Source organism: Methanosarcina barkeri MS, from assembly GCF_000970025.1.
In the GTDB taxonomy this organism is placed as follows: Archaea; Halobacteriota; Methanosarcinia; order Methanosarcinales; family Methanosarcinaceae; genus Methanosarcina; species Methanosarcina barkeri.
Genome location: NZ_CP009528.1, coordinates 525,414 through 550,064 on the forward strand (window position 1 = coordinate 525,414; position 24,651 = coordinate 550,064).

Annotated in this window: 23 protein-coding genes and 1 pseudogene; all 24 read right to left on the minus strand. The window is 41.6% G+C overall.

The window, feature by feature from the left end:
- Nucleotides 1–376: 376 nt before the first annotated feature.
- Complete coding sequence (locus MSBRM_RS02235) at nt 377–2,092, minus strand: glutamate--tRNA ligase (protein WP_048120170.1); 1,716 nt, start codon at nt 2,090–2,092, stop codon at nt 377–379.
- A 158-nt stretch (nt 2,093–2,250) separates the two neighbouring features.
- Entirely contained in the window at nt 2,251–2,556 is a 306-nt protein-coding gene (locus MSBRM_RS02240; protein ID WP_048120168.1) for a hypothetical protein, read from the minus strand.
- On the minus strand, nt 2,556–3,290 hold the full coding sequence (locus MSBRM_RS02245) for a fumarylacetoacetate hydrolase family protein (protein WP_048154389.1): 735 nt from the start codon (nt 3,288–3,290) through the stop codon (nt 2,556–2,558). The genes MSBRM_RS02240 and MSBRM_RS02245 overlap by 1 nt, the downstream gene beginning before the upstream one ends.
- Before the next feature lie 73 nt (nt 3,291–3,363).
- Nucleotides 3,364–4,143 (minus strand): dihydroorotate dehydrogenase electron transfer subunit, encoded by a 780-nt coding sequence (locus tag MSBRM_RS02250; RefSeq protein WP_048120164.1) that lies wholly within the window; start codon nt 4,141–4,143, stop codon nt 3,364–3,366.
- Nucleotides 4,143–5,048 (minus strand): dihydroorotate dehydrogenase, encoded by a 906-nt coding sequence (locus MSBRM_RS02255; RefSeq protein WP_048154392.1) that lies wholly within the window; start codon nt 5,046–5,048, stop codon nt 4,143–4,145. The genes MSBRM_RS02250 and MSBRM_RS02255 overlap by 1 nt, the downstream gene beginning before the upstream one ends.
- A gap of 65 nt (nt 5,049–5,113) precedes the next feature.
- Complete coding sequence (gene hemC / locus MSBRM_RS02260; RefSeq protein ID WP_048120161.1) at nt 5,114–6,064, minus strand: hydroxymethylbilane synthase; 951 nt, start codon at nt 6,062–6,064, stop codon at nt 5,114–5,116.
- A gap of 48 nt (nt 6,065–6,112) precedes the next feature.
- The gene (gene hemL / locus MSBRM_RS02265; protein ID WP_048120160.1) at nt 6,113–7,387 is read right to left on the minus strand and encodes a glutamate-1-semialdehyde 2,1-aminomutase; all 1,275 of its coding nucleotides are present in this window, start codon (nt 7,385–7,387) and stop codon (nt 6,113–6,115) included.
- Between the two features lie 469 nt (nt 7,388–7,856).
- Nucleotides 7,857–8,831, minus strand: coding sequence for a porphobilinogen synthase (gene hemB / locus MSBRM_RS02270; RefSeq protein WP_048154395.1), 975 nt, complete (start codon nt 8,829–8,831; stop codon nt 7,857–7,859).
- Between the two features lie 89 nt (nt 8,832–8,920).
- Nucleotides 8,921–10,270 (minus strand): glutamyl-tRNA reductase, encoded by a 1,350-nt coding sequence (gene hemA, locus MSBRM_RS02275; RefSeq protein ID WP_048120158.1) that lies wholly within the window; start codon nt 10,268–10,270, stop codon nt 8,921–8,923.
- A gap of 358 nt (nt 10,271–10,628) precedes the next feature.
- Complete coding sequence (locus MSBRM_RS02280) at nt 10,629–11,303, minus strand: precorrin-2 dehydrogenase/sirohydrochlorin ferrochelatase family protein (RefSeq protein WP_048154397.1); 675 nt, start codon at nt 11,301–11,303, stop codon at nt 10,629–10,631.
- A gap of 147 nt (nt 11,304–11,450) precedes the next feature.
- Nucleotides 11,451–11,909, minus strand: a complete 459-nt coding sequence (gene ahbB, locus MSBRM_RS02285) for a siroheme decarboxylase subunit beta (protein ID WP_048154400.1) — start codon at nt 11,907–11,909, stop codon at nt 11,451–11,453.
- Between the two features lie 5 nt (nt 11,910–11,914).
- Nucleotides 11,915–12,478 (minus strand): siroheme decarboxylase subunit alpha, encoded by a 564-nt coding sequence (gene ahbA, locus MSBRM_RS02290; protein ID WP_048120155.1) that lies wholly within the window; start codon nt 12,476–12,478, stop codon nt 11,915–11,917.
- Nucleotides 12,456–13,523, minus strand: a complete 1,068-nt coding sequence (gene ahbD / locus MSBRM_RS02295; protein WP_048154402.1) for a heme b synthase — start codon at nt 13,521–13,523, stop codon at nt 12,456–12,458. Before ahbD ends, ahbA begins: the two co-directional genes overlap by 23 nt.
- 399 nt (nt 13,524–13,922) lie before the next feature.
- Nucleotides 13,923–14,333 carry a hypothetical protein gene (locus tag MSBRM_RS02300; protein ID WP_048120151.1) on the minus strand — a complete coding sequence of 137 codons (411 nt, stop codon included), beginning with the start codon at nt 14,331–14,333 and terminating at the stop codon, nt 13,923–13,925.
- A 110-nt stretch (nt 14,334–14,443) separates the two neighbouring features.
- Entirely contained in the window at nt 14,444–14,926 is a 483-nt protein-coding gene (locus MSBRM_RS02305; protein WP_048120149.1) for a hypothetical protein, read from the minus strand.
- Nucleotides 14,927–15,197: 271 nt separating this feature from the next.
- On the minus strand, nt 15,198–15,383 hold the full coding sequence (locus MSBRM_RS20995) for a hypothetical protein (protein ID WP_230628815.1): 186 nt from the start codon (nt 15,381–15,383) through the stop codon (nt 15,198–15,200).
- Nucleotides 15,384–15,601: 218 nt separating this feature from the next.
- On the minus strand, nt 15,602–16,126 hold the full coding sequence (locus MSBRM_RS02315; protein ID WP_176722099.1) for a hypothetical protein: 525 nt from the start codon (nt 16,124–16,126) through the stop codon (nt 15,602–15,604).
- A gap of 165 nt (nt 16,127–16,291) precedes the next feature.
- Nucleotides 16,292–18,637: a DUF3160 domain-containing protein gene (locus MSBRM_RS02320; protein WP_048123257.1), complete on the minus strand. Its 2,346-nt coding sequence runs from the start codon at nt 18,635–18,637 to the stop codon at nt 16,292–16,294.
- A gap of 676 nt (nt 18,638–19,313) precedes the next feature.
- Nucleotides 19,314–20,411 carry a chorismate synthase gene (gene aroC, locus MSBRM_RS02325; protein ID WP_048120147.1) on the minus strand — a complete coding sequence of 366 codons (1,098 nt, stop codon included), beginning with the start codon at nt 20,409–20,411 and terminating at the stop codon, nt 19,314–19,316.
- 5 nt (nt 20,412–20,416) lie between these two features.
- Nucleotides 20,417–21,283: pseudogene (locus MSBRM_RS02330) on the minus strand (cation diffusion facilitator family transporter).
- Nucleotides 21,284–21,579: 296 nt separating this feature from the next.
- On the minus strand, nt 21,580–22,320 hold the full coding sequence (ribB, locus tag MSBRM_RS02335) for a 3,4-dihydroxy-2-butanone-4-phosphate synthase (protein WP_048120143.1): 741 nt from the start codon (nt 22,318–22,320) through the stop codon (nt 21,580–21,582).
- Nucleotides 22,317–22,994 carry a winged helix-turn-helix domain-containing protein/riboflavin kinase gene (locus MSBRM_RS02340; protein ID WP_048120140.1) on the minus strand — a complete coding sequence of 226 codons (678 nt, stop codon included), beginning with the start codon at nt 22,992–22,994 and terminating at the stop codon, nt 22,317–22,319. Before MSBRM_RS02340 ends, ribB begins: the two co-directional genes overlap by 4 nt.
- Nucleotides 22,995–23,264: 270 nt before the next feature.
- Nucleotides 23,265–23,480, minus strand: coding sequence for a hypothetical protein (locus MSBRM_RS02345; RefSeq protein WP_048120138.1), 216 nt, complete (start codon nt 23,478–23,480; stop codon nt 23,265–23,267).
- A gap of 571 nt (nt 23,481–24,051) precedes the next feature.
- Entirely contained in the window at nt 24,052–24,456 is a 405-nt protein-coding gene (locus tag MSBRM_RS02350; RefSeq protein WP_048120136.1) for a pyridoxamine 5'-phosphate oxidase family protein, read from the minus strand.
- Nucleotides 24,457–24,651 lie beyond the last annotated feature (195 nt).

The following is a 24,651-nucleotide window of genomic DNA, read 5'->3' on the forward strand; positions in this document are numbered from 1 at the left end:
TTATTTAAGTTAAAAATTTAGGAAAATGTGTAATTTTAGAAAATTTGTTTTGAGAAGAAGAATAAGTTTGCAGTAAATCCGTACATAAATAGCAAAATTTTTCGGTATAAAAAAGATAAAAGAAAAACTTTTGAAAATTTCAAATGAGCTTTAAAAGAGTCAAAAAATTAGATAGAGAACGCTACTGAAAATCACAAAATTAAAATCTTTCTAAAAAATGACCAAAAAGCCGGATGAGCTCACTTTTAACTATCAAATCAACAACTTCAGGTAAGAAAACACTTTCAGATAAGAAATAAGGAACAATGAAAAAATGAATAAAAAGAGTGAGCAAAAGAGAAGAGAACAGTTTCCTGTTCACCTTCTTCTAGACATATTATTTGTGGGCAAAGTAAGCCACAATTTCTTCTTCACTTACGGTATCTATCCTGCAAAAACCGAAGCGCTCAAACTGTACAATGTTGTCAAGCTCGGTTGCAATCCCCTGCTCACCGATACCGTTAAGATCGCCTTCGGGGCCGCGTACTTTCACATTTATTCCGTCAAGTGGGACCCAGTGGATGATTTTTGCCTTTGCTTTTTTAAGGGCTTCAAGAGAAACATCTGAGAGTTTTGCCTGAAGTGGGGAAAGAGAAGTAATCTCTATATTGCAGAAATCTTTTAAGCGGATAATAGAGCCCACTTCCAGCTTTTCGACATCCTCCGTGCAGACAAGTACTTTATTTCCTACAGCAATTTCTCTGAATCCTCTTTTATGGTCAGTAGGGTGAAGAGGAAGTTTAGCAACTGTCGGTTCAGCATCCGTAATTTCCAGTTCTACCGGATTCCAGACAAAGAAATAGCGATTTGCAATAGGGTCCACGATTTTGCGGTTTTCGGCGTAGAGAGACTCCATGCTTATGCTTACGTCAGTCATTCCGACTCCCATCTCTATCATGAACTTCTTGAGAGCTTCGGCCTGGATTCCACGGCGCCGGATTGCTCTAATTGTTGGAAGCCTCGGGTCATCCCAGCCGCTGTATTCTCCTGCTTCAATAGCTTTTCTCAGGGTACTCGTACTGAACTTTCCAAATTCGTGGATCTTGACCCTGCCCCAGTTGGTTGTTCTCGGGTATTTCCAGCCGAAGTATTTGTAGATATAACCCTGCCGCTTTTCGCTGTCTATAAGGTCTTTACCCCGGATGATATGGGTCATTCCCAGTTCGTGGTCTTCGATGGCCCCTGCAAAATCAAGAAGTGGCCAGACAATGTACTTGTTCCCAATTTCAGGGCGGGGATGCGACATCTTTCTTATCCTGAATGCTCCCCAGTCCCTCAGTGCAGGATCCTTGTGCTTTATATCGGTCTTGATCCTCAGTACTGCCTGCTGGTCTTCATATTCCCCGGCAAGCATCTTCTCCCAGTGCATAAGGTTTTCTTCAGGGCTTGTATCCCTGTGTGGGCAGGCCTGCTTTGCATCCTTAAACCGCTTGAAATCTCCTCCTTTACAGAAGCAGACATAAGCCTTTCCCATCTCGATAAGTTTTCTTGCGTAATCGTAATACATAGGAAAATGATCAGAAGCATAGACAACCTGGTCAGGCACAACCCCGAGCCATTTGAAGTCATCAAGATACCAGTCATAAGCTTGAAGCAAAGGTCGTTTTATATCAGGATCGGTATCATCGAAACGCAGGACAAATTTTCCTCCGTACATTTTCACATATTCGGAATTAACTACCATGCCTCTTGCACTGCCAAGGGTTGCAGGCCCGTTTGGATTCGGGGCAAAACGCATTACAACCTTGCCATTTTCTGCTCCTTCAAGAGGTTTTAAGCCTTTATCAGGTTCCTTTTTTACGCTAAGGGCTTCAATAAGTTCAGGGGCAATTTCCGAAAGCTTTGCCTCCCAGGTTTCAGGATTTCCCTTTGCAATCTCGGGAATAATAACTTTAAGAGCCTCAGATACTGCATTTGGGTCGGATCTGAGTTGAGGGCACTCCCCCATTACTTTGCCCATTACAGCTTTGGGTTGGGGGGCTTTCCCATATTTTACAGCATTTTGATAGGCGTATTTTTCAATTGTCTTAAGATCTTCAGGACTTAAAGTCATAGAATTTCTCCAAAAATAAACTGGATCCAATGATTTAGAGTGATTATGATTGAGGAAAAAACATGTAAATAGAGTTATAAAAAGTCACCGAAGCGGAGGAATTCCTTGCAAAAACTGAAAAAAGCTTTCAGAAAAGCTTCTCTTGAATGCAGGAACCTTTACTTGGGAATGGAAGCTTCGATTTCCTGGATGCGGGATACTTTCTCATTGATTTTCTTAAACTCGAGATCAAACTCCTTCAGGAATTTTGGAACCGCATCTCCGGGTACGGCACCCTGAGCAGAGGGCTTGATAAGGTTAGCCTGTTCAAGGACTCTAAGCGAGTAGCGCACTTTATGGTTCTGCATTCCGGTGACTTCTGAAAGTTTCAGAATCCCAATAGGAGCTTCTTCAATCACTTTCTTAAGCACCAGAAGATGGCGCTCGGTAAGTTCAAGTTCATTTCCGATAGGCTCAAGCAGCATCAGACAACCTCGTTTCTAAGTGTTCCGATTCCCTGGATCTCAACCTCCACAATGTCTCCACGCTGAAGTTCTCCAACGCCAGGAGGAGTTCCTGTAGCAATGACATCTCCTACTTCCAGGGTCATGATCTCGGTGATAAATTCAATAAGATAAGGAATGTCAAAAAGAAGGTTTGAAGTGCTGGAAGCCTGCCTGGTTTCCCCATTTACCCTGCAGGCAATCTTTGCATTCGTAATATCAACTTCGCCGGGAGAAGCAAGATAAGGCCCGAAAGCTGCAAAGGTATCAAAGCTCTTTGCCCTTGTCCATTGCCCATCTTTTTGCTGGAGGTCACGGGCGGTCACATCATTAAAGCAGGTATAACCTGCAATTACATCTATGGCCTTTGAGGCTGAGATGTTCTTACAGCGTTTGCCTATAACGACTGCGAGTTCAGCTTCATGTTCTACTCTGGAGCTCGATGCCGGATAAATTATCTTGTCCCCATGCCCTATAATAGCTGACGGAGGCTTTAAAAAGAGCACAGGGTTTTCCGGGACTTTCATGTCCAGCTCTTCAGCATGATCCCGGTAGTTAAGGCCGACACACACAATTTTCGAGGGAGACGCCGGAGGAAGGACGCGAAGCTCTGAAAGGTCAAAAATCCCGGCAGGAGTCCCTCCTTTTGGATACACGCGCCCATTTTCGATATCTCCATAAAATATTTCATCTCCTGATCTGAACCTTCCTATCATGCCTCGGTCTTCTCCTGCTTTTTGGGATGTTTTCGCTTGCTTTCCTTCATTTTTTTAAAGGATATATTCAAACTTAAATTTTAACTCTTCGCCCACTGGCATCCCGTGCATATTTTCCCAGTTCGGAATCCAGGAGCTGCACACCTGAAAACACAGGTCCGTCCCTGCAAACCCTGAGCCCGGACTTGTCTATACAGCATGCCCCACAGACTCCTATACCGCATTTGAAATAACGTTGAAGGCTGAACTCAGACTTTTCAAGAACCTGTCTCTCTTTAAGGAGCCTGAAAACCGAAGATATCATAATCTCCGGCCCGCAGACTGCAATTCTGTCATAAACCGAAAGGTTGAGGCTATTGAGCACATCAGTCACAAAACCCTTTGTTCCCTTTGAGCCGTCATCCGTAGAAATGTAGACCTCACCTGCTTCTGCAAAGCGCTTTTCAAAAAGCAGGTCGCCTGCACTCCGCGCTCCAAGCACTGTATGAACTTCCGAGCCTACACTCCGCGCTGCCTCGGCATAAGGAGCAAGGGGAGCAGCTCCAACTCCACCTGCAATAACTAGAGTTTTTTCTCCCTCCGAAGGCAGAGAAAAACCATTTCCAAAAGGTCCTCTGAGCCCGAAAGAATCTCCTTCTTTCAACTCAAAAAGCTTTGAAGTTGCCTCTCCCACTTTCTGGACAGTTATGGAATTTTTACTTGAGAGGCCCATGGGTACTTCGTCCACGCCCCTGACCCAGACCATTACAAACTGGCCGGGTTTCATAGTCTCAAACTGGAAATCAAAGAAGAAAGTTCTGACCGCAGGAGATTCTTCATTTATCTGTACTATTGTAGCATTAAGAGGAAGCATCAGACCATCTCATGGGCAAGCCCTATTAATTCTTTTACATCCGAATAGCCTTTCCTCTGTAGAAAAGCTTCGATACCTGTACTGATCTCGGAGAATACATCAAGCCTGTCGTAAACAGCCGATCCTACCTGGACAACCGCAGCCCCTGCCATCATCATTTCTATCGCGTCCTGCCAGGAAGATACTCCCCCTACCCCTATTACAGGGATCTCCAGAGCAGTATAAAGGTCATAAACACATTTGACAGCTACAGGCTTGACGGCTTTTCCTGAAAGCCCACCTGAACGGTTCCCCAGGACCGGATATCCTGACTCTATATCTATAGCCATCCCTTTTAAGGTATTAATTGCAACAACCGCATCTGCTCCCCCTGCTTCTGCTGCATTTCCTATGCACGTAATATCAGAAACATTAGGTGTAAGCTTAACCCACACAGGCACACTCACTATATCTTTTACTGCGGCCGTAATTGCTTCCACAAGGCAGGGGTTAGAGCCAACTGCTGCTCCGTATCCTTCTGCATGAGGACAGCTCACATTTAGCTCAAAAGCATCGGGTTTCGCAGGGAGCAGACCCTTGGCAACTTCCTTAAATTCAGCAGGACTTCCGCCGAAGATGCTTGCGATTACTGGGACTCCGGAGTCCTTTTTTGCAATTTCGAGTTCCTGGAAAAAGCTGGGATAGGAAGGGTTCGGAAGTCCCATAGCATTCAAAAATCCACAGTCAAGTTTGACCATGCTTGGGTTGGGATGCCCGGTTTTAGGTATAGGACCTATGGATTTGGTCACAACTGCCCCAGCTCCTCCTTCATGTGCAACCCTGCAAAGCGATGCGCCGGTTGTGCCCAGTATCCCGGCTGCAAGAATGGTTGGGTTCTTCAGTTTAAGTCCGGTAAGAGTATACATAGCTGGCTCCTTTCTGCCCCATTAGAATATCATTTGCATTAATCATTCGTGTTATCATTTAGTGATTATTCGTGTAAATCATCTGAGTCGCATGAATCTCCGGAAAGCTGCAGGAGCGCCTCATCAGCAAGTTTCTTTCCGCCCATATGTACAAGACTGCTCCCGAGTTCCCTGGCTTTTTCAATGCCTCCTGCCATCGGGATAAATTCATTTATACCGATAGTTTCCTCACCGTCAAGGGAAAGGACCTCAGCTCGCACATGGAGTTCTTTTCGGTCAGGCATAATTTCGGCATAAGAACCTATAGGAGTAGTGCAGCCTCCCCCAAGTTCGGAAATTAGGATGCGCTCAATTTCGGTGGCAATCCTGCTGTCAGTATGGTCAAGTATGGAAACCGCAGCTTCAGCCTCAGTGCCTGCTCTTGTGACAACTGCAATAGTACCCTGATTGGGAGAGGGGCAGAAGAAATCAGGAGAAAGAATTTCTCCTTCAAGTTCCCAGCCCATGCGTTCAAGCCCCGCTTTAGCGAGCAGGATGCCGTCATATTTCCCTTCTTTCAGCTTCCTGAGCCTTGTATCAATATTGCCCCTTAAATCCTGTGTAACAAGGTCAGGCCTGTAGCGTTTGATCTGGGCTGCTCTCCGAAGTGAACTGGTACCTATAATGGACTGTTCGGGCAGCTCGTCCAGAGGGGTCCCATCATAAGTCAGCAGTAGATCAAATGGGGTGTCCCGCTTCAGAACGGCTACGGTTGGAAGTGTCGGTGGACGAATCGTTGGCATATCCTTCATGGAATGGACAGCGATATCTATTTTTCCTTCAAGCATAACTTCGTCCAGTTCCCTGACAAAAGCTCCAACTCCACTTGATACTGCGTGTAGAGGCCGGTCAGTAAACCGGTCTCCGCTGGTTTTTATAATTTTCAAGCTGGTTTCAACGCCTTGTACTTTCAAAAGGCGTGCAACAGTCTCGGCCTGGGCAAGTGCAAGCTGGCTGCCCCGCGTACCTATAATCATATAGAATCCTCGTTTTCAAAGATGTAAATCCGTTCAAAATAAATCCGTTTAAAGATTTTCGGTGTATGCTTTAAGGGTTTTTTCGATGTCCTCATCGCTATGGGCTGCGGAGACGAAGTTGGTTTCAAACTGTGAAGGAGGGAGGAAAATTCCGCTTGCAAGCATCCTGTGGAAGAAAGCAAGGTAACCCTCCTTATCGCACTTCAGGGCTTCCTGATAGTTGTGAGGTTCGGCTCCAAAGAAAATCTTGAACATTGAAGCAATTCCGCATACACTGTAATCAAGCCCTTCATCTTCAACAATTTCTGTAAGTACAGACCGTATGTAATCGCCTTTCGAATTAACTTTTTCGTGAATCCTTTCTTGTTCCAGATAGTCAAGTACTGCAATGCCCGCAGCCATGGAACACGGGCTTCCGCTGAAAGTTCCTGCCTGGTAGACCGGGCCGGATGGCGAGATCATTTCCATGATTTCACGCTTTCCTCCAAAAACCCCTATAGGCAGCCCTCCACCCACAATCTTTCCAAGGGTAGTCATATCAGGAACGACCCCGAAGTATTCCTGTGCTCCTCCCATTGCGAGCCTGAATCCGGTGATAACCTCATCGAAGATAAGAAGCACGTCGTTTTCCAGGGTAAGCTTCCTGAGCTCTTCCAGGTATCCGGGCAGGGGCGTTATCGGACCTATGTTTCCGAGCACGGGCTCTATAATGACTGCGGCCAGCTCATCTCTGTTTTTCTCCACAAGCTCTGTCATTGCTTCGATATCGTTATAAGGAGCTTGCAAAGTGTATTTTGTGAAATCTGCAGGTATTCCCAGGGAATCAGGTTCTCCGAGAGTTGTAGCTCCTGAACCTGCTTTTACCAGCACTGCATCATGAGCCCCATGAAATCCGCCTTCAATTTTGATGAATTTGTTTCTGCCCGTAAAACCACGGGCAAGTCGAAGAGCGCTCATCGTGGATTCAGTTCCCGTAGATACGAAGCGAAGCATATCGATACTGGGATAATACCCTGCAATTTTCTCGGCAAGGTTTACTTCAAGCTCGGTAGGGGTTCCGTAGAGCCAGCCTTTGTCGAGCTGGGCTTTAATAGCTTCTTTTATCACAGGATGATTGTGCCCAAGGAGAGCAGGGCCATAAGCCAGGCAGTAATCGATGTATTCGTTCCCGTCAAGATCCTTTATTTTTGAACCGTTAGCTGATGCCGTATAGAACGGGTAGGGTTTTATTGCGCGTACAGGGCTGCTTACCCCACCAGGAATAAAGGTCTTTGCTTTCTCATACATTTGTCTGGATTTCTCAAGTGTTGCCTCAGATATCATGGAAATCTCACCGGATTGGACTGAAAATCTGTAACAGTTATTCCTAAATTTAAGTTAAGTTCTGGACGTTAAGTTAAGTCCTGGATTCTAAGTTAAGTCCTGGACTCTAAGTTAAGTTCTGGATTATGAGTTAAGTTATGAATTCTAAGTTAAGCTCTTGACTGAACTTAAATTGCACATAGAACTGAATTTATACTGAACTGAATTCTGTTTTATACTGAACCGAATTATGTTGAACTAAATTAATATTATATAGATTTTATATATTAATCTGCACTTTAAAGTTAAGGCGTTTTACACCTTACTGTATTACTTTTCTATCTTATAACAGAGACCCTCTCTATTAATCAGTTATTAATGAACTTGCTGGGTGTGTAAACGGAATCAGCAATAGTTTTGAAGGCAGGAAAGGTGGAAGAGGAAAAAACGGAACAAATCTGAAAAGAAGGAGCACCTGAAAAAGAGGTGCTTACTTCAACATGCGGGCAGCATCTTTTGCAAAGTAGGTAATGATGATATCGGCTCCTGCCCTTTTGATAGAGATGAGGGACTCATAAATTGCTTTCTCTTCGTCAAGCCAGCCATTAGCTGCGGCGGCTTTGATCATGGAATATTCTCCGCTTACGTTGTATGCAGCCGTTGGCATCCCATAATCCACCTTGACCCTGTAGACAATATCAAGGTAAGGAAGAGCTGGCTTTACAATTAGTATATCTGCGCCTTCAGCCACATCAAGAGTTACTTCTCTAATAGCCTCATCGCTGTTTGCAGGGTCCATTTGATAGGTAGAACGGTCTCCGAAGGAATATCCTGACTCTGCGGCTTCTCTGAAAGGCCCATAGAAACACGAATGATATTTTGCGGCATAGGACATGATCGGAATATTCTCAAATCCGTTAGTGTCAAGCGCATGTCTAATGGCTTCTACCATCCCATCCATCATACACGACGGAGCCACCATATCAGCACCTGCCTTTGCATGGCTCACTGCAATCTTTCCGATGACCTCAAGGGTGGGATCATTCAGGATTTCTTTCGTTTCGAAATCAACAATTCCGCAGTGCCCATGGCTTGTATATTCACACATGCAGACATCTGTAATCACCACAAGTTCGTCTCCAAGCTCGGCCTTGATTCTCCGGACAGCTTCCTGAACGACATCGGTTTCCCCATATGCAGAACTGCCTTCCGCGTCTTTGAATGCAGGCACTCCGAAAATGATCACTGCCGGAATCCCGAGTTCTGCAATCTCTTTTGCCTCATTTACAACCTCAGAGAGAGGAATATTGTATATTCCGGGCATGGAAGGAATTTCAACAGCAGAATCAATAGTCTCATTCACAAAAATGGGCTGGACCAGGTCGTCTACGGATAAGGTAGTTTCACGCACAAGGTTCCTGATCTTTCCTTTTCTCAATCGTCTTAACCTGACATCTGGAAACATTTGATCACTTCTCTGCTAATTATCTGCGAATTATCTACGAATTATCTGTGAATTATCTGCGAATTTTTGCAGCTTCTGATTCTTTTTTATTAGTTACCTTTTTCAGAAACCCGATCTGTCGCACTCTCGCAATCGGGTTTCGTTTTTTCCAACAGTATCTCACAATTGGGTTTCATTTTTTTCACTTTTGCTGTGTCTTTTTCGAGGCAGAAGACCCTTGAAACTACATCAAGGAACTCGTCGTTTCCGAGCTCTGCGGCCTGGCGGAGAACTTTGGTGGGCTCGGCAAGAATTTTGTTTGCGATGGAATGGGTAAGGTCATCAAGCACATCAGTTTCGATTTTCCCTATAGTATGGTAAGCACAGAGCCTGTTAACGGCTTTTTCCCTCTCCCGTATTCTTACATCATACACTTGCTTGTAAAGTTCAGATATAATCTTATCGGCTCTCTGGCGTTTATACTGGAGGTTTAAAAGCTTGATTTCTTCCTGAATTATAGCTTCGGCTTTTTTAGCTTCCTCTTTCCTCATTTTAAGCGTTCTCTCACTGATCACCCTGAGATTGTCAATATTGCACAGTTCCACGTTATCAAGTTCAGCAACTGATTCCTCGATGTCCCTGGGATTTGCTATATCAATTAAGAGGAGTTTACGGGTTTTATCTCGTTCTTTTATGGCTGTTTCAACCATTTCCCGGGTTAAAATGTAATGAGGAGCACCTGTACCACTAATTACAACATCAGCGTTTTTAAGTTGAGTCTGGACATCATTGAGCTTAACTGCGTGTCCTCCAAGTTCATAGGCAAGTTCTTCGGCTTTCTTGAAGGTACGGTTAGCAATGTAGATTGCCTCAATATCCTTTGCAGCCAGGGCCTTTGCTACAAGAACTCCTATTTCTCCTGCCCCTATCACGAGCACGGATTTTCCTGTGAGCCCATTCAGAATTTCCTCTGCAAGATCCACAGCCGCAGAACCTATGGACACCGAACCTTTATTGATTCGGGTTTCGTTGCGGATACGTTTTCCTACCTGAATAGCTTTATCAAAAGCAGTATCAAGGATTTTTCCGGTCGTTCCCGCTTTTTTGGAGTAAGCATAGAGTTCCTTTATCTGCCCCAGAATCTGGTCTTCCCCAACAATCATAGATTCAAGCCCGCCGGCAAGCCTGAGCAGGTGTTCAAGAGATTCATCATGCCCATAGAAGTCAATAATATGGGTGGAAGCTCCCATTTCCTTTGCAAAAGAGAAAAGTATACTGCTACTGGGGGAAACAACATAAATTTCAACACGGTTGCAAGTTTTTAAGACAACGCATTCATGAACATATTCATGATTATACAAGTTATGGAGCAGACCGTCCAGATCTCCGTGCCAGGCGGACTCCATTTCCTCAACTTTTGCTTTCTTATGGGATATAACCATACTTGAGATTTCTGTCACAGAGAGCCTCCGGATAGAATGAATACAGGAATAGAGTAATAATATAAGGAGCTGTAAATTAAACTTTGTCATAACTCCTAAGCCTTTTTTCACAAACGAATTTTATTTACAGATTATTTTTATTTAAAGCTTCCATTTGCAGAATATTTTGATTCAGGTCGTCTTGAGATTCATATAGCATTGAAATTTTGAGAGTACTGAGATTTTGAAGGTACTGAAACTTTAAGATTACTGAGATTTTGAAGGTACTGAGATTTTGAGAGTACTGAGATTTTGAGAGTACTGAGATTTTGAGAGTACTTTGAAGGTTCTTAATGTTTATAGTTTCCGTCCAGCCCCTTTGATTCCTTTCAGGCTCTTATCTACTGGAATTATCAAGGTAACCTGAAACTATCGCGTACGCCCTTTCAGCTGCTTTTTCATAAGAATCGGAAAATCCATTCCAGACAGCTTCGCTTTCCAGGACTTTCCAGAGAATTGCTTTTCTCTGTCTCTGTTCTGCCACATGCTGTTTGAGATAATTCCTCAGTTCATCTTGAAGCCGGATCATATCGGAATATTCGGGAGTAACCAGGCCTTCGATCTGCCTGCGGGTATATTTTGAGACTGCAGGACTGTGACCGAGAGTGGAAATCCCGATTACGAGGTCTCCTCTTTTTATCACTGATGGGATTACGACACTACCTAAAGTGTCTACCTGATTAATCAAAATATCGTTCTCCCGTGCGATAGCAGTGATCTCCTGGTTAAGTTCAAAATTGCTTGTTGCAGGGATGACAAGAAAAGCTCCTGAAATCAGTTCCCTGAGCTCAGAATCCGAAGCCGTAAGTAAGTCGAGCCGAACAAGCCGCACATGGCCTGAAGCTCCGAGCTCCTGCAGGCCCTGGGAGAATTCAAGGCTGGCAACAAGGGTATCTGCGCAGCCGGAAAAGAGTTTGGCTTTGCGTTCCCCAACCGAGCCTCCCCCAAAGATAACGATTTTCCTGCCAGACAGGTCAAGAATAAGCGGGAGAAAATTGTTTGTTTCAGCCATAGCCAGGAACCTCGCAATAAAAATCTTAATATTTGGACTTATCTTAATATTTGGACTTATCTTAATATTTGGACTTATCTTAATATTTGGACTTATCTTAATATTTGGACTTATCTTAATATTTGGACTTATCTTAATATCGGAACTTTACAGTCTGACCCCGGTTTTTTTGAATTCTCTATCACTGAAAAAAAGGGTATAATCCTTAATTCCGGTAGCTTCCGAGATCCTGACAGCTACTTTTTCACAGTCATCTGGAGTGTAAGAGTGAACCATAGTGAACAGATTGTACGGCCAGTCAGGATAGCGGGGGCGTTCATAGCAGTGTGTTACTTCGGGAAATTCAGCCATGATATTCCCTACCGTTTCGATCTGCTCATCAGGAACATTCCAGACACACATCGCATTGGCTACTATGCCTATGGCTCTGTGCCCGATTGAAGCCGCAAAGCGACGGATTTTCCCGGCTTTCTGGAGGTTTTTAAGCCTGTCAACAACCTCCTGTTCACTGATTCCAAGTTCAGAAGCAAATCCTTTGAAAGGAGAATGTGTGATTGGAATTCCGTCCTGCACGAGTTTTAGCAGTTTTACATCCGTTTTATCCATTTATTTCACCTGATATCAAATTTTACCTGAATCTTAAACAGGTGCTTTGTAGGAAGATCAAGAAGAGGACAGCCTGTTTTCTCTCGAATTTCGCTGATAATCCTCTCAAGTCTGTTTTTATTTGGAGCAGAAAGTGTAAACCAGAGATTATATTGTGAAGCACTTCTGAGATAATTATGGGAAACCTCGGGATACTCGTTAATAAAAATAGCAACTTCTTCTATGCGGGACTCAGGCACTTTCAGAGCTACAAGAGTACTTACGCCCCCCATATTTCTCATGCTGAGGACAGGACCTACCCTTCTTACTGCCCCTTTCCTGTTAAGTTCTCGCAGCCTTTCAATTACTTCGGTTTCGGAAAGCCCGAGAATCTCGCCTAACTTTGCAAAAGGTTCAACTTCGAGAGGGACTTCCTGCTGGATAAGGTTGAGGATTTTCTTGTCAGTCTCATCTAGTTCTATTACCGGAACTTCCCTGTCATTAAGATCCATATCACAGGAAAAATCGGCAGCCTCTTTCTTGAGCTGATCTTTTAAATTATCAATGTCAATCATCCTGATCACTACCATTTTTTCGGGGCCTGTAAATACAGTAAGGCTCTTCTTCAAGATAGTCGCCTGTAGCGGCATAAGCTCTTGCCCTGCAGCCAGCACAGAATTTTTTGTATTCGCAGATCCCGCATTTTCCCTTTAGTTCGTCGGGATTTCTGAGTTTTTTAAAGACCTCGGCGTTTTCCCAGATCTCACTGAAGGACTGTTCCCTTATATTGCCGGCAAGCACAGGCAGGTAGCCACAAGGGAATACTTTGCCCACACTTGATACAAAACAGAAGCCTGTACCTCCAAGACAGCCTTTTGTCATTGCTTCATAGCCGTGGGTTTTAACCGAGATTTCAATGCCTTCTTTTTTTGCCTGCTGGCGCATTATCCTGAAATAGTGGGGAGCACAGGTTGCTTTCAACTGGATTTTCGATTCTTTTTGCATCTCATAAAACCAGTGTAGAATGCGCTCGTAGTCTGCAGGGGAAACTTCATCGGATTCTTCTCCCCTGCCTGTGGGAACAAGGAAAAAGACATGATATGCAACTGCACCAAGCTCTTTTGCAAGCTCAAAAGTCTTATGGATTTCTTCAAGGTTGCGTTTTGAAACCGTAGTATTTATCTGGAAAGGAAAATCAGCTTTCCTGAGGACTTCTATGCCTGCAAGCGTTCTTTCAAAAGCCCCGGGCACGCCCCTGAAATTGTCATGCGTCTCTGCAGTTGCTCCGTCAATACTAACGCTGAGCCTCTGCACTCCGGCAGCTCTTAATTTCTCAACAATTTCAGGCGTAAGAAGAGTCCCGTTTGTTGCAAGTACGACTCGGAGCCCGGCATCAGTGCCGTAACGTGCGATTTCAAAAACGTCGGGCCTGGTCAGAGGCTCGCCTCCGCTCAGAATGAGAATGGGCTTTCCAAGCTCTACAACTTCATCAATGAAGTGTTTAGCCTCGTCAGTTGTAAGTTCACCTTCCGGAACCGAGGAAGTGGAAGCTCCCCTGCAGTGTACGCAGTTCAGGTTGCACCCTGCAGTCAGTTCCCATGCGATAAGCCTTGGTGCATTTGTCATGGTGATCATAAATTAGCTGTTTTTATTATAGCATTCAAAGTTTAATGAGATTTACAAATTAACGATAATTAGAAAGTTAAAATCCTGGTTTGAAGAGCAGATGAGGCCCAATTAGTTTTACCGGGATTTTCTCCAATTACCTGGATTTTCTTCGATTAAGATTTGAAATATCTGGATTTAAAACCTGAAAAGTCATATTAATAAAGTAATATTAATATTCTGCCATCTCAAATGAAAAATTACAAAAAGAAAAATATAAAATGTCAGGAATTTTTGTTACATCCATATTTCTTGACAATTTATTATCAAATAAAATATTTAAAAGTCAAAATGGTAATATAAATTCATTAATTAGTAACTGTAAATCCAAACTCTGACGAGCTTATTGAAAAGTAGGAAATTGCCCTTTTAAACCGTAACTACCCCTATTATTATTGGAGTCTCATTGTCCCAGTATAAATTTATAGTAGCTGTGCTCCAGCGATGCAAAGATATCGAGGTTTTTTCTTCTGCAACTCCGTTATCTAATACAACTTTGAATGTATACTTTTTCTGTTCAAAAGAGTTTTTGAGATTAAACGGTTTTGTTCTTGAGACTGATTCTTCTGGATGGAGCCTATATGATTCCTTAAATATGGATTCATTATGAGAATTGAGTATTTCAACCGATACTTCGTGGGTTCCTGCATCATGGTTATTTAACTCAAAAAAATTAGGTAAAGCTGGACCGCCCAGAATAAATATCAATGCATAATAACCCACAATTGCAACTATGGGTATGATCAGCAAGATGAGAAGTATTTTTCTGATATTTTGCATGTGAAATCCCTCTATGACCGCGGGTTCAAAAGCTTATACGGTTTTTCTTTTATGCAGATTTGAGAGTTAGAATCATTCTCTTCATCTATATCTATAGTTAGACTTTAAAATCAATTGATTCCACTTAAGAAAACCGGAATCCACAGAATTCCAAAAAAAATGGAAATAATAAGGTACTTAAATTCTCTCTTTGATGAAAAATACCCGGCTAAACCACCAAAAGTTGCCAAACTCACAGCATAGACAAGAATAGTCAAAAACCGGCTGATATTGAGATCGTCCTTATAGATAAGATTTCCAAAAAACAAATTTCCAAAAAACAAAAGAATGAAAATAGGAACTGTTCCAACTATAATTACCCCAATCTTATCTTTTACAATCCACCCATAAATAATCGGAGTTACAGGGAAGATAAGTAAATTAATAACTGTCCCAAATATCTCACCATAAGTTCCAAATATCCTGTAAAGATCTATAGTTTCAAGACCAGCTACGATGCAAACAACTACAAAAGAGATTATCAAAGGATGAAATAATTTCTTTTGGAAATTAATGTTTAAGCCCCCTAAAAATAGGAAAGATGATTTTTCCACATTTTTATTGGTTAAGTGAGGAATATGGATTCCTTCTCATTAAAAAATAAATGGAAATTATCATAATGTATCCACCGGCTATATTGAGAGAATAAGGGATAGTAATTTTAGATAAGAAAGTAATTATTGCTATAAAGAGCCACAGAATATAGCCTATTAATGAGCTTTTCATACCGACGATGTCACTATTTTTTTCAATTCTGCTCATATTCTTACTATACAATAAATAGTGTCCAAAAATCACAAAAAATAAAATAAGACCTGTTTCAAGTCATTGATCTATTTGACCCCAATATTGAGCCGTGATTACTTCGGTGCCATTTACAATTTTCATTTCTGAAAAAAATGACATTTTTATATTATTTACAAATATGAGCCAAGAATAAAATAATATAATTCCAAATAAAACTCCGACTACTTCCGTAATTTTATTTATAATTGAGGTTGTCTCTTTCATACAATAAAACCTCTCAATATTAAAATTGGGTTTATATGTTTAAGCTCCACTAAATATTTCCAAAGACATATTGTATAAATTGTAAAGTTTTTGACCAGATTATTAAACAATTTATGTTTAACTGCTGTCAGTATTTTCAATGAGAAAAAAAGCACCTTGAGACTTTATAGATGGGTTTTCCTGAAAACCACGATTCAGAATACACCTTAAGGTTCCTCTTACGAAACTTCTGTAATTGTAGTTTCTGTAGTCCATTCAGGCAATTCATCCACCTTTTCAATCGATTTCACGGTCTCATTTGGCGTGTCAATAGTTATCATATAAAATTCTCCACCGGTCATTTGTGAAGAAGTGGATATTACGGTCCCGTTCAGGTAATCAGCTTCTTTACAGAGCTTTTCCTCGGAAACATCCGGTCCAAGGTTTTTTAATGTACCGTTTTGCAGCTCAACAGTTACTTCGTGAATATACCAGCCGTTAATCTGGATATATGCTACAGATTCCCCTGTTTCATTGAAAATTCCACCTGGACCTGAATAGTTCCCTTTTGTTAAGTTTTGAAAATCGCTATCATTTTCACATATTCTCTGCATTGTTACTAAGGGGTCTAATCTGTCCATTTCTCCACTGTTGCCAGTATCATTCATACCCAGGGGCAAATCGCCGGATTCATAGAGGGATAAAAGAAAAATTGCCGAGAATAAACCGATAATTATCAGCGAAAACCATTTACTTCCATCCAAGATTATTCCTCTTTGACATTTGCTTTTAACATTCTGTACCTTACTTTTCGAGTTTTAGAAATCTGGCACATCACCTATTTTTTCTGAACTACGCAGGTGCGCCCTTAAAACAAAAAACGGAAAAGATAAGCTATCTAGAATGGCATCTTTTACACGCAGCATCTTTTACACCTTAAAAGACTCACCCCATTCCGGCCTTTCAGGAGGGTTATTTTTCAGCATATCTCTCCATTCTTCATCTGTCAACCTCTGTCCTGAGGGCTGCCAGAACTCATAATAGCTCATTACAGGGCCTGCTCCCAGCACAATCCTGCCATCGGGCTGTTTATAGGCTACTACTATCAGATTCAGTTTTCCGGTTCCTTCTTCCAGAACTCCATCAGGGGAAGTATAGACATCCGCAACCAGAATGGATCTCTGAGACATTATATCCACATTCTCAAGCATTGGAGAGATGTTTTGATCAAAATTCCTGATGAACTCATACTCTTCTTCTGTCAACTCTTTATTTTCAAGCTCTTTAATCGAGATTTCCAGTAGTTTTTCAAGAGTGTTTTCAAGAATTGTAAAATCTTTATCCGACTGCTCATCAAGGACTTTCATTTCAGCCAGCCCGTTATGTGCCATTTTTGTAAGGGCAAGCATCCTTGCATAGAATTCAGGCACTGGCTCTACATATCCCTGAACAGGCTTTTCTTCTGGGTTATAGGGTGCACCTGTAAAGTACATCTGCTTTGCATAGAGAATAGTATCATGCCTGAGCTCAGTCCAGGAAGCAAGGGCTGTGTTAAGCTGTTTATCTTCCCAGGCTTCAGTCTGCATGAAAGTGGGATAGCCCTCAGGATAGTTTACAAGAAGAGACTTTAGAGCGTACAGTTGAGCCCAGTAGAGATTTTTGTTCCAGTCCTCTTCATCAAAAGCTCCAAATTCATTTTCCAGAGATGCGTGAGCTTTCTCGTATTCTTCGTTTTCGGAAATACCTTGGTTCTTTAGGTGTTCTTTTGCTCGTTCAGAGCCAAGGAGATCCATAATGTTCAGGGCAGGAGGATGGAGTTTCCGGAGGATATAGGAATCTGGAGTGTAGCGCTGACCCATGAACCTGAATCCTTTTGTAGCCTCAAGAGTTTCGTTTTCAGTTTCAGAGCCTGCCTGAATTATTTTCCCTGTTCCGCCGTAGATTTTGGGGCTTTCATATTTTTCAAGTTCGGTTTTTAGTGCTGTAAGACTTTCGTTGTCGAAACGTACTCCGTTTCTATCATTCCCAAAAACAGTGTTTAGAGCTTTTGCATATTCATAAGGTCCAAGGTCGTCGGAAAAACCAACATAGAACGCCGTCACACTATAAATTCTATTCCATATAGTCTGGAGGTTTTTCTCCTTATCAAAATGGTCAGAAATTAAAAGAGCCTGTATGGTCTGAATTTTCGCTTCATCTTCTGTATCTTCTGAATTAATCATGTCTGACTGAAGGAGCATACTTATTCTACCGTGCCACATCATGACTTTGAAGTAGTTCTTCAATATTTCTGAATTAGTGTAGTGTCCTTTGGGCCCATACTGAGAGACCTCCGAGTTAATGTAATGTCCTCTGGGCACGTACTGAGAATAGTCTTCCTGATATTTGAAAATCGGAGAAATCGCAAAGCCTTCGTGAGATTCGATAAGAGTTAATTCAGATTCGACATCATCATTTACAAACTCCGGAATCTCGAACTGATACTGCTTTGCTATATCTTCAGGAAGAAGGGACATATCCACAGAACCGTAGGCATCTTCTTCCTCTTTCTGTATCTGCTCAGGTTTCGGTTCTAAAAGGCTCAAAGCAACTGCAAAGTATGCAACATTTCTTCTTGCAGCTTCTTTTTCTACCCCTGAAGTGCTGTTATAATCCTCTACAGAGGCTTCAAGGAGAGCTTTGTCAAGTTTCCACAGGTCGTCGTAAAATTCCTCAGCTTCTACCCTTTTTAGCGTCTCATCAAACTGGATGTGATAAAGATGAAGAAGAGAATCCGATGTGATGAAAACAGGAATATCAGCCACTTTCAGATCTTTGTAAGTTTCATTTACCAGAGTCTGCCCTACTGTAAGTGGGTTTTCAGAAGTTCCATTTTCGATTACAATAAAACCGTTTTTGTATAGCAAATCCCTGTTTTCGTCCGTCAGGGGAATCTTTTGGGTAAACTGATAATAATTTGCAATTTCGGAATCCTGTAGAGGTAAAGAATAAGTGGGAACTGCCGCCTCGAACTGTAGATTTTCTTTATTGTAATATTTGGAAAAGGAGCTTTGCCCTTCAAGTTTAAGAGTATTATTGGTCTTTTCAGAAGAGTTCTCTATAGAAACGTCTTCTTCGGTGGAATTAAATGAACTAGTCTGATTGCCTGTTTCGCCCTCAAAGTTTGTTTCATTAACTGGACTTGTTTCATTAACTGGCTCACTGCTACTGTCAATGCAACCTGATCCAGATATCAGTGATACTATAAGCAAGCAGATAATTATCAATGTCCTCATTTTCAACTAAGATCCCCTCGAAACTGCAAAAATAAACACAAACTCAATAACTAACAATTTAAAATGAATAAATTGAACTCTATAATTTAAGTTAAGCGCATACTTTATAAGTTTTTCTAACCAAATCTTCGAACTTATTCATCTCATGCCGTTTTCAAATTATAACCATTATTTGATCTTTGATTGTTAGAGACTTTGCACAGAATTATTATATGACAATACAGACTGTAGTTATTTTCTGTGATAGAAATTGTAGCCTCACAATTTTATGGTCTTTTACACGGCAGTTCTACCAATATAAAAAAGTTGGAATTTAGTCCAGTATTTTTCGGACTAAGATTTGGAAAAGACAGGAAAATTCGACAAGAGGCAGAATTATCTAGTTAAACAATATCGTTTTCCAAGAGCAAAAAGAAAAGGATTTGCGGTGGAGAAAGTTGAAAAGAATTTATGGTAGAGAAAGTTGAAAAGAATTTGTGATGGAGAAAGTTGAAAAAGGATTTTCGAAGGAGAATGCTTATTGTCAGAGTGAGTTCTAAAGGAAAAGTCACAAAAAACATGGGTAAAGGCAAAGTTACCTTATTATTTTGGAAACTATTCTGAGAAGCTCTGACAATTTGGCATCATTTGGGATGGACATTTTAGTGGGTTTGAATACAGTTCCATTGCATCTTCTTCATTCCAGCAGAGTTCTCGGATTAATAAACCCGCTCCTGAGCATATGATCAGCAATCACAAGGGCAACCATAGCTTCGGCAACCGGAACCATACGTGGAGGAATTGTGGGATCATGCCGGCCTTTTATTGCAATTTCAGTATTTTCCAGGGTTTTGAGGTCAACTGTCTGCTGAACTTTTCCTATGGACGGGGTTGGCTTTACTGCTGCCCTGCAGACAATGTCCAGTCCGGTTGAAATACCTCCAAGAATCCCACCTGCGTTATTGCTTAAAGTGGTTATTTTTCCTTCCTCTATTCGGAAAGGATCGTTCATTTCACTACCGCGCAGGCGAGCAGCTTCAAATCCGACTCCAATTTCAAAGCCTTTGACGGCAGGAATACTCATCAGAGCTTTTGCGAGGTCTGCATCCAGTCGGTCAAAGACAGGCTCTCCAAGGCCAGCAGGCACACCTCTTATAATAAGCTCGACAATGCCTCCGATACTGTCTCCTTCCTGCCGAAGGGCCGCAACTTTCTCAAGCATTTTTTCAGCAACCTCAAGATCGGCACAGCGCACAGGGGTTTTTTCTACATTTTCAAGAATTTCTTCAAAAGAAAGAGGTTTTGCGCGGATGGCTCCTAGTTCAAGCACATGTCCAACAATTTGTATTCCGAACCTTGAAAGCAGGAGTTTTGCAAGGGCTCCGCCTGCGACCCTGCCTATTGTTTCCCGGGCTGAAGACCTGCCTCCACCACGGTGGTCTCTCATTCCATAGCGAGCCATATAGGTAAAATCAGCATGCCCGGGCCTTGGAGTGTCTTTAATGGCATCATAAGCCGAAGACCTGGCATCCGAGTTCCAGACAAGCATAGAAACAGGAGTGCCTGTACTCATTCCTTCAAAAATTCCCGAAAGAATTTCCACTTTATCAGCCTCATGCCGCGGAGTTGAAACCTCGCTCTGCCCCGGGCGCCTCCTGTCCAGTTCTTTTTGAATATCAGCCTCGGAGAAAGGAAGCCCTGCAGGCACTCCGTCTACTACAACACCTACAGCCCTGCCGTGGGATTCACCCCAGGTAGTAATTCGAAACATCTGCCCGAAAACGTTTCCAGCCATGCATCTTAACTGGTTTTTTTGCTATTTGATCCTTGGGGTCGCTGGGAGGAAGGTTCAAGATGTACAACCACATCAGAGATATCTTTGTATTCGCTCTTCAGCTTTTTGCTGACTTTATGAGAAATAAGGTGAGCGTCCTCAAGTGTCATATCCGATTGGACAAGCAGGTGCATATCAATCTTAATATCCCCCATGCTCCCTCGAGTCCGGATTTTATGGCAGCCCTTTACTCCCTCAACTCCCATAACCAGGTCACAAATTTCTTTTTCTTCAATTCTAGACATGTCCAGAAGGTCCCTTGAACCTTCTTTAATAATCCTGTACCCGGCCCTGAAGATGATAAAAGCAATTACTATGGCTATTAAAGGGTCCATGAGAGGGAAACCGAGCTTTACGGCAGCAAGACTTACTATAACCGAGAGGGAGACATAAATATCACTTTTTGTGTGCATGGAGTCTGCTATAAGTACCTGGCTTCTGAGGGATTCACCTTGTTTATATTCGTATCGTGTTACCAGATAGTTAATACACATCGTTCCGAGAATTATGAGAAAACTTATAGCTGTGACCTCTGGCACGCTCGGTGAAAGGAAACGGTTGAGAGCACTTTGTAAAATTTCAACGCCTACAAAAATCAAAAGTAAAGCGATAAAAATAGAGGCTACAGTTTCATACTTTCGATGTCAGTAAGGATGCTCGACATCAGGTGGGCGATCTCCAATAAAACTCCCAGCCAATCCTACAATATTGGATAAACCATCAAATAGGGAGTGATAGCCGTCCGCAGTCATGCTTAATGTGCTGGTCAAGGTTCCGTAAATGATTTTAACAAACGCAACTGCAAGGTTCAGAAATAGTACATAGATAAGAATTTGCTGTACTTTTTTGAATCTCTGTAACGTTGATCTGACCCCCTACATCGAATGCTCATAACCGGAAAACAGACGGTAGATAAAACAATTAAAAAAATGAATATTGAGAAAATTAATTCAGTTGCAGACTATCAAGAAGCTATCAATGATATACTGACTTATTTTCATATAAAATTCTCCGTTTTAAAAAATAGGTGAAAAATAAGAGCAAAATGAAAAAAAGTAAGGTGAATAAAATAAGACGAAAAAAGTAAGATGAAAAAAGTAAGTTGAAGAAAAGCGGAAGAAAAAAACTCTTATTTCGAGCCTGCCCACATCATATAAGCTTCGACTATTTCCTGCCCTTCCAGGAATACCAGCCCGTGTTCTTTGCCATACTCTTTTGAGTCTTCTTTAGAGCGAGCTTTCCCATTATTATCGTCAAGCATCTCGCAGACTACCATCGCAGGGGTAATGCCTGCCATACGGGCAAGAGCAACTGAAAGTTCAGTCTGACCTTTACGCTCGTCCAGAAGTCCTTCAGCAGCCCTTAGCAGTGCAACATGCCCAGGGGTTCTGAATTCATCTCCAAAATGAATTGCATCTCCGAATAGCTTTTTTTCCGTAATTTCTCCTATTTTTCGGATAGTGAGGGCTCTTTCGTTATCAGGAATGCCTGTTCTTGTGTCCCTGTGATTGACCCAGAGAGAAAAGGAAGAATGAGCATCATATTTAAGATCGCCTTCTTTCTCTGCGATTTCCCCAAGCACATCACTGGTTTTACTGGCTTCCCGGACAAGTTCAGCCATAAAAGGCAGTTTGAGCTGTTTTGATGCAATCGGGTCAACCGCCACACAAATAAGGCCACCCGCATCTTTTCGCATCCATTTCACGTCTTTGAAAGTGACCGCTTTTGCAGGAATTACGAGATCAGTTTCTCCTTCCCTTGAGTCCGAATCGTAAATTTGGATCATTTTTCCGGCTTTAAGGGCTTCCAGCGCCCGGTTGATATTCTCATTTTTGTATGTAAGACTTTCGTAAACCGTACTTCCACTCATTTCTGGTTCTCCGTACCCTGTTTTTTTAACGTTACCACAACTCTATCCCCATCGTTCAATTTCAGGGCGTCTCTTAACTTTACAGGCGCGATAATCTCAATTAAATCCGATGGGTAGTGCGTTCTTTCAGGAACGACTACAGCAGCTTCTATACCGCCAACGACAACTGGATAGCATTTTCCGCCTCCGAATGTACGTTCTCCGTCATTGAAACCTTCAACCCGGATAGCCGGCGTTTCAAGTAAAAGGTTTCGAAGAGGCGAACTGCTTTCTGAAAGCTGTACGTTCAGAGTCCCGGGAAAAGGTACAAAATGCAACTTTTCTTCAAATTGCTTCCGGTATCCGGGTATATTTACATAATACTGGCCTTCACCTAGCCCCTTGAGCACCTTTCCTTCAAGTTCGAGAATATCGAGTTCTGGAGAAAAAATCCTGCTGTAATCGACGTATTCGTTCTTAAGAACTTCAATTCCTTTTTCTGTCATTTTTATCAACTGGCCACCGGGAACGATCTTCCTTTCGATCAGCCCCTCCTCTTCCAGCTGCTTTAGCTTTCTTGCCGTGGTTTTGGAGCTTTCCCCAGTATGCTTTTGAAACTCGCTCGATGAGAGCTTGATGATTTTATTTATTGCTCCTATAAGTGCGAGTTTTTTCAGGTATTCAATGTCAGGCACTGTCGGCACCTACCTTAATTTTGAGATGCGTCTCAATTATGAGATGTTATATAATGAATTCCGCTATAATAAAACTTTTGATAGCAAATTCCACTTGATACTTCTCCAGAAAACTTTTTAGTGCCTTCTAAGGTCGCCAAAGTTTGACATCAATTTCAATGGCAACTGACAACAATAAATCAAAAACTCGGAAAATAATAAACCAAATTTATCGTTTTTATTGATGCATAGTTTTCTGCATTTTGCCTGCTATAGTTGAAGGTTTTGAACTCATTTTTTTAACTTCAAGCCTCTATTAGTCATTTCAGTTTCTACATCTTCAAGCAAGGTTTTGAGATCGACCATGACTTCGGTTAAATGAGAATCAGAAGTATTTACGAGTCCTTCATCAACTGCATGCCTTATTCGTTGTAACATTTTTATTCTTTGATAGTTGAGAGTATTGGGATCTAGAGGTATAGAATGTTCTAATTTGTGATCTACCATTCTTTTTAACTCCTCATATTTTTCAGTAATTACAGGAACACGATATACATAAATATATCAAAAGAATCAAAGAAAGGATATAGAAAGATAGTCTTTTTTGTACTCCCTTAAAGTCATTTTTGTTTGAGAATTGGAAGTTTCTCATATCACATAATCTTAACCATATAAGGTTTAAGCAGTTCAAATTTGAGTCATTCTTTTCAGATTTCCGTTTTCATATTTTTTACTCCTCTGCAGGAACGACTTTTTAAAAGAATGCTCATTTGAGTGAAGATTGACTATCTTGATGGTTTCATAGACATTAGTAAGCATATATTTAATAATTTTCAGCCGATATACTTAAGACAAAGCCATGGATTTTCTTTGCCCGTTTTTCTTCCATCCTCAGTACCTCCATATCGCCTGACAATACGTCGGTAGATGTAGAGTCTTCGATAAATGTAAAGTCTTCGAGAATTTAAAATAATATTATTTAGTGGTGTGCATATAAAATGTTTATTTCCCGAAGACTATACAGAACCTTATAGTAATCTCAAATCAGGATTTCTACAGAGTATAATTTGAGTTTTGCTCAGAGCAATTTCTTTCCTGCGTCTGGGCCGGGAGCACACTGGAAAACCTCGGTAATCTTTACTTCTATGAGGTTCTTTGCAGGAAGTCCGGGTTTTGCCGCATGCACGATTGCTTTCATTTTTTCAAATTTGTCTCCGGAACTAATAATTTCAGCTTTACCTTTTATCTGGAAGCAGCCACCAGTGTCTGGTCCCCATACATAGACTGCTACATTTGGATTTTCCTTAAGGTTTGCTAGGGATTTAGACATGAAGTTATCTGATATCCAGATTGTTTCATCATCTACAAGCTGGCAGAATCCTATAGGTACTACGTTTGGAATTCCATCCTTTGAGGCCGTAGCTACAGGAAAGATCTTCACCTTTGAAAAAGCGGTTTTCATCTTTTCATCTAATTTTACCATAGTATCACAATCAAGAAGATTCTAGTATATATTAATATAGTTAAGCGTTATAATTCTGTATTGAACATTTACTTGTGTATTTTAGTGACCTTTCAAGACCAAAAAACCCAACGATTTCTGTAAAATATTAAGTAGATAAAAAGATGCCAAATAGAAAATACCTTTTTCAGGAAGGCTATAACTAATGTTTTAGAA

Excerpts from the sequence above, each read along its gene's own strand:
- MSBRM_RS02235 (WP_048120170.1), bottom strand. The coding sequence starts at position 2,092 with ATGACTTTAAGTCCTGAAGATCTTAAGACAATTGAAAAATACGCCTAT.
- MSBRM_RS02240 (WP_048120168.1), bottom strand. The coding sequence starts at position 2,556 with ATGCTGCTTGAGCCTATCGGAAATGAACTTGAACTTACCGAGCGCCAT.
- MSBRM_RS02245 (WP_048154389.1), bottom strand. The coding sequence starts at position 3,290 with ATGATAGGAAGGTTCAGATCAGGAGATGAAATATTTTATGGAGATATC.
- MSBRM_RS02250 (WP_048120164.1), bottom strand. The coding sequence starts at position 4,143 with ATGCTTCCTCTTAATGCTACAATAGTACAGATAAATGAAGAATCTCCT.
- MSBRM_RS02255 (WP_048154392.1), bottom strand. The coding sequence starts at position 5,048 with ATGTATACTCTTACCGGACTTAAACTGAAGAACCCAACCATTCTTGCA.
- hemC (WP_048120161.1), bottom strand. The coding sequence starts at position 6,064 with ATGATTATAGGTACGCGGGGCAGCCAGCTTGCACTTGCCCAGGCCGAG.
- hemL (WP_048120160.1), bottom strand. The coding sequence starts at position 7,387 with ATGATATCTGAGGCAACACTTGAGAAATCCAGACAAATGTATGAGAAA.
- hemB (WP_048154395.1), bottom strand. The coding sequence starts at position 8,831 with ATGTTTCCAGATGTCAGGTTAAGACGATTGAGAAAAGGAAAGATCAGG.
- MSBRM_RS02280 (WP_048154397.1), bottom strand. The coding sequence starts at position 11,303 with ATGGCTGAAACAAACAATTTTCTCCCGCTTATTCTTGACCTGTCTGGC.
- ahbB (WP_048154400.1), bottom strand. The coding sequence starts at position 11,909 with ATGGATAAAACGGATGTAAAACTGCTAAAACTCGTGCAGGACGGAATT.
- ahbA (WP_048120155.1), bottom strand. The coding sequence starts at position 12,478 with ATGGTAGTGATCAGGATGATTGACATTGATAATTTAAAAGATCAGCTC.
- ahbD (WP_048154402.1), bottom strand. The coding sequence starts at position 13,523 with ATGATCACCATGACAAATGCACCAAGGCTTATCGCATGGGAACTGACT.
- MSBRM_RS02300 (WP_048120151.1), bottom strand. The coding sequence starts at position 14,333 with ATGCAAAATATCAGAAAAATACTTCTCATCTTGCTGATCATACCCATA.
- MSBRM_RS20995 (WP_230628815.1), bottom strand. The coding sequence starts at position 15,383 with ATGAAAGAGACAACCTCAATTATAAATAAAATTACGGAAGTAGTCGGA.
- MSBRM_RS02320 (WP_048123257.1), bottom strand. The coding sequence starts at position 18,637 with ATGAGGACATTGATAATTATCTGCTTGCTTATAGTATCACTGATATCT.
- aroC (WP_048120147.1), bottom strand. The coding sequence starts at position 20,411 with ATGGCTGGAAACGTTTTCGGGCAGATGTTTCGAATTACTACCTGGGGT.
- ribB (WP_048120143.1), bottom strand. The coding sequence starts at position 22,320 with ATGAGTGGAAGTACGGTTTACGAAAGTCTTACATACAAAAATGAGAAT.
- MSBRM_RS02345 (WP_048120138.1), bottom strand. The coding sequence starts at position 23,480 with ATGGTAGATCACAAATTAGAACATTCTATACCTCTAGATCCCAATACT.
- MSBRM_RS02350 (WP_048120136.1), bottom strand. The coding sequence starts at position 24,456 with ATGGTAAAATTAGATGAAAAGATGAAAACCGCTTTTTCAAAGGTGAAG.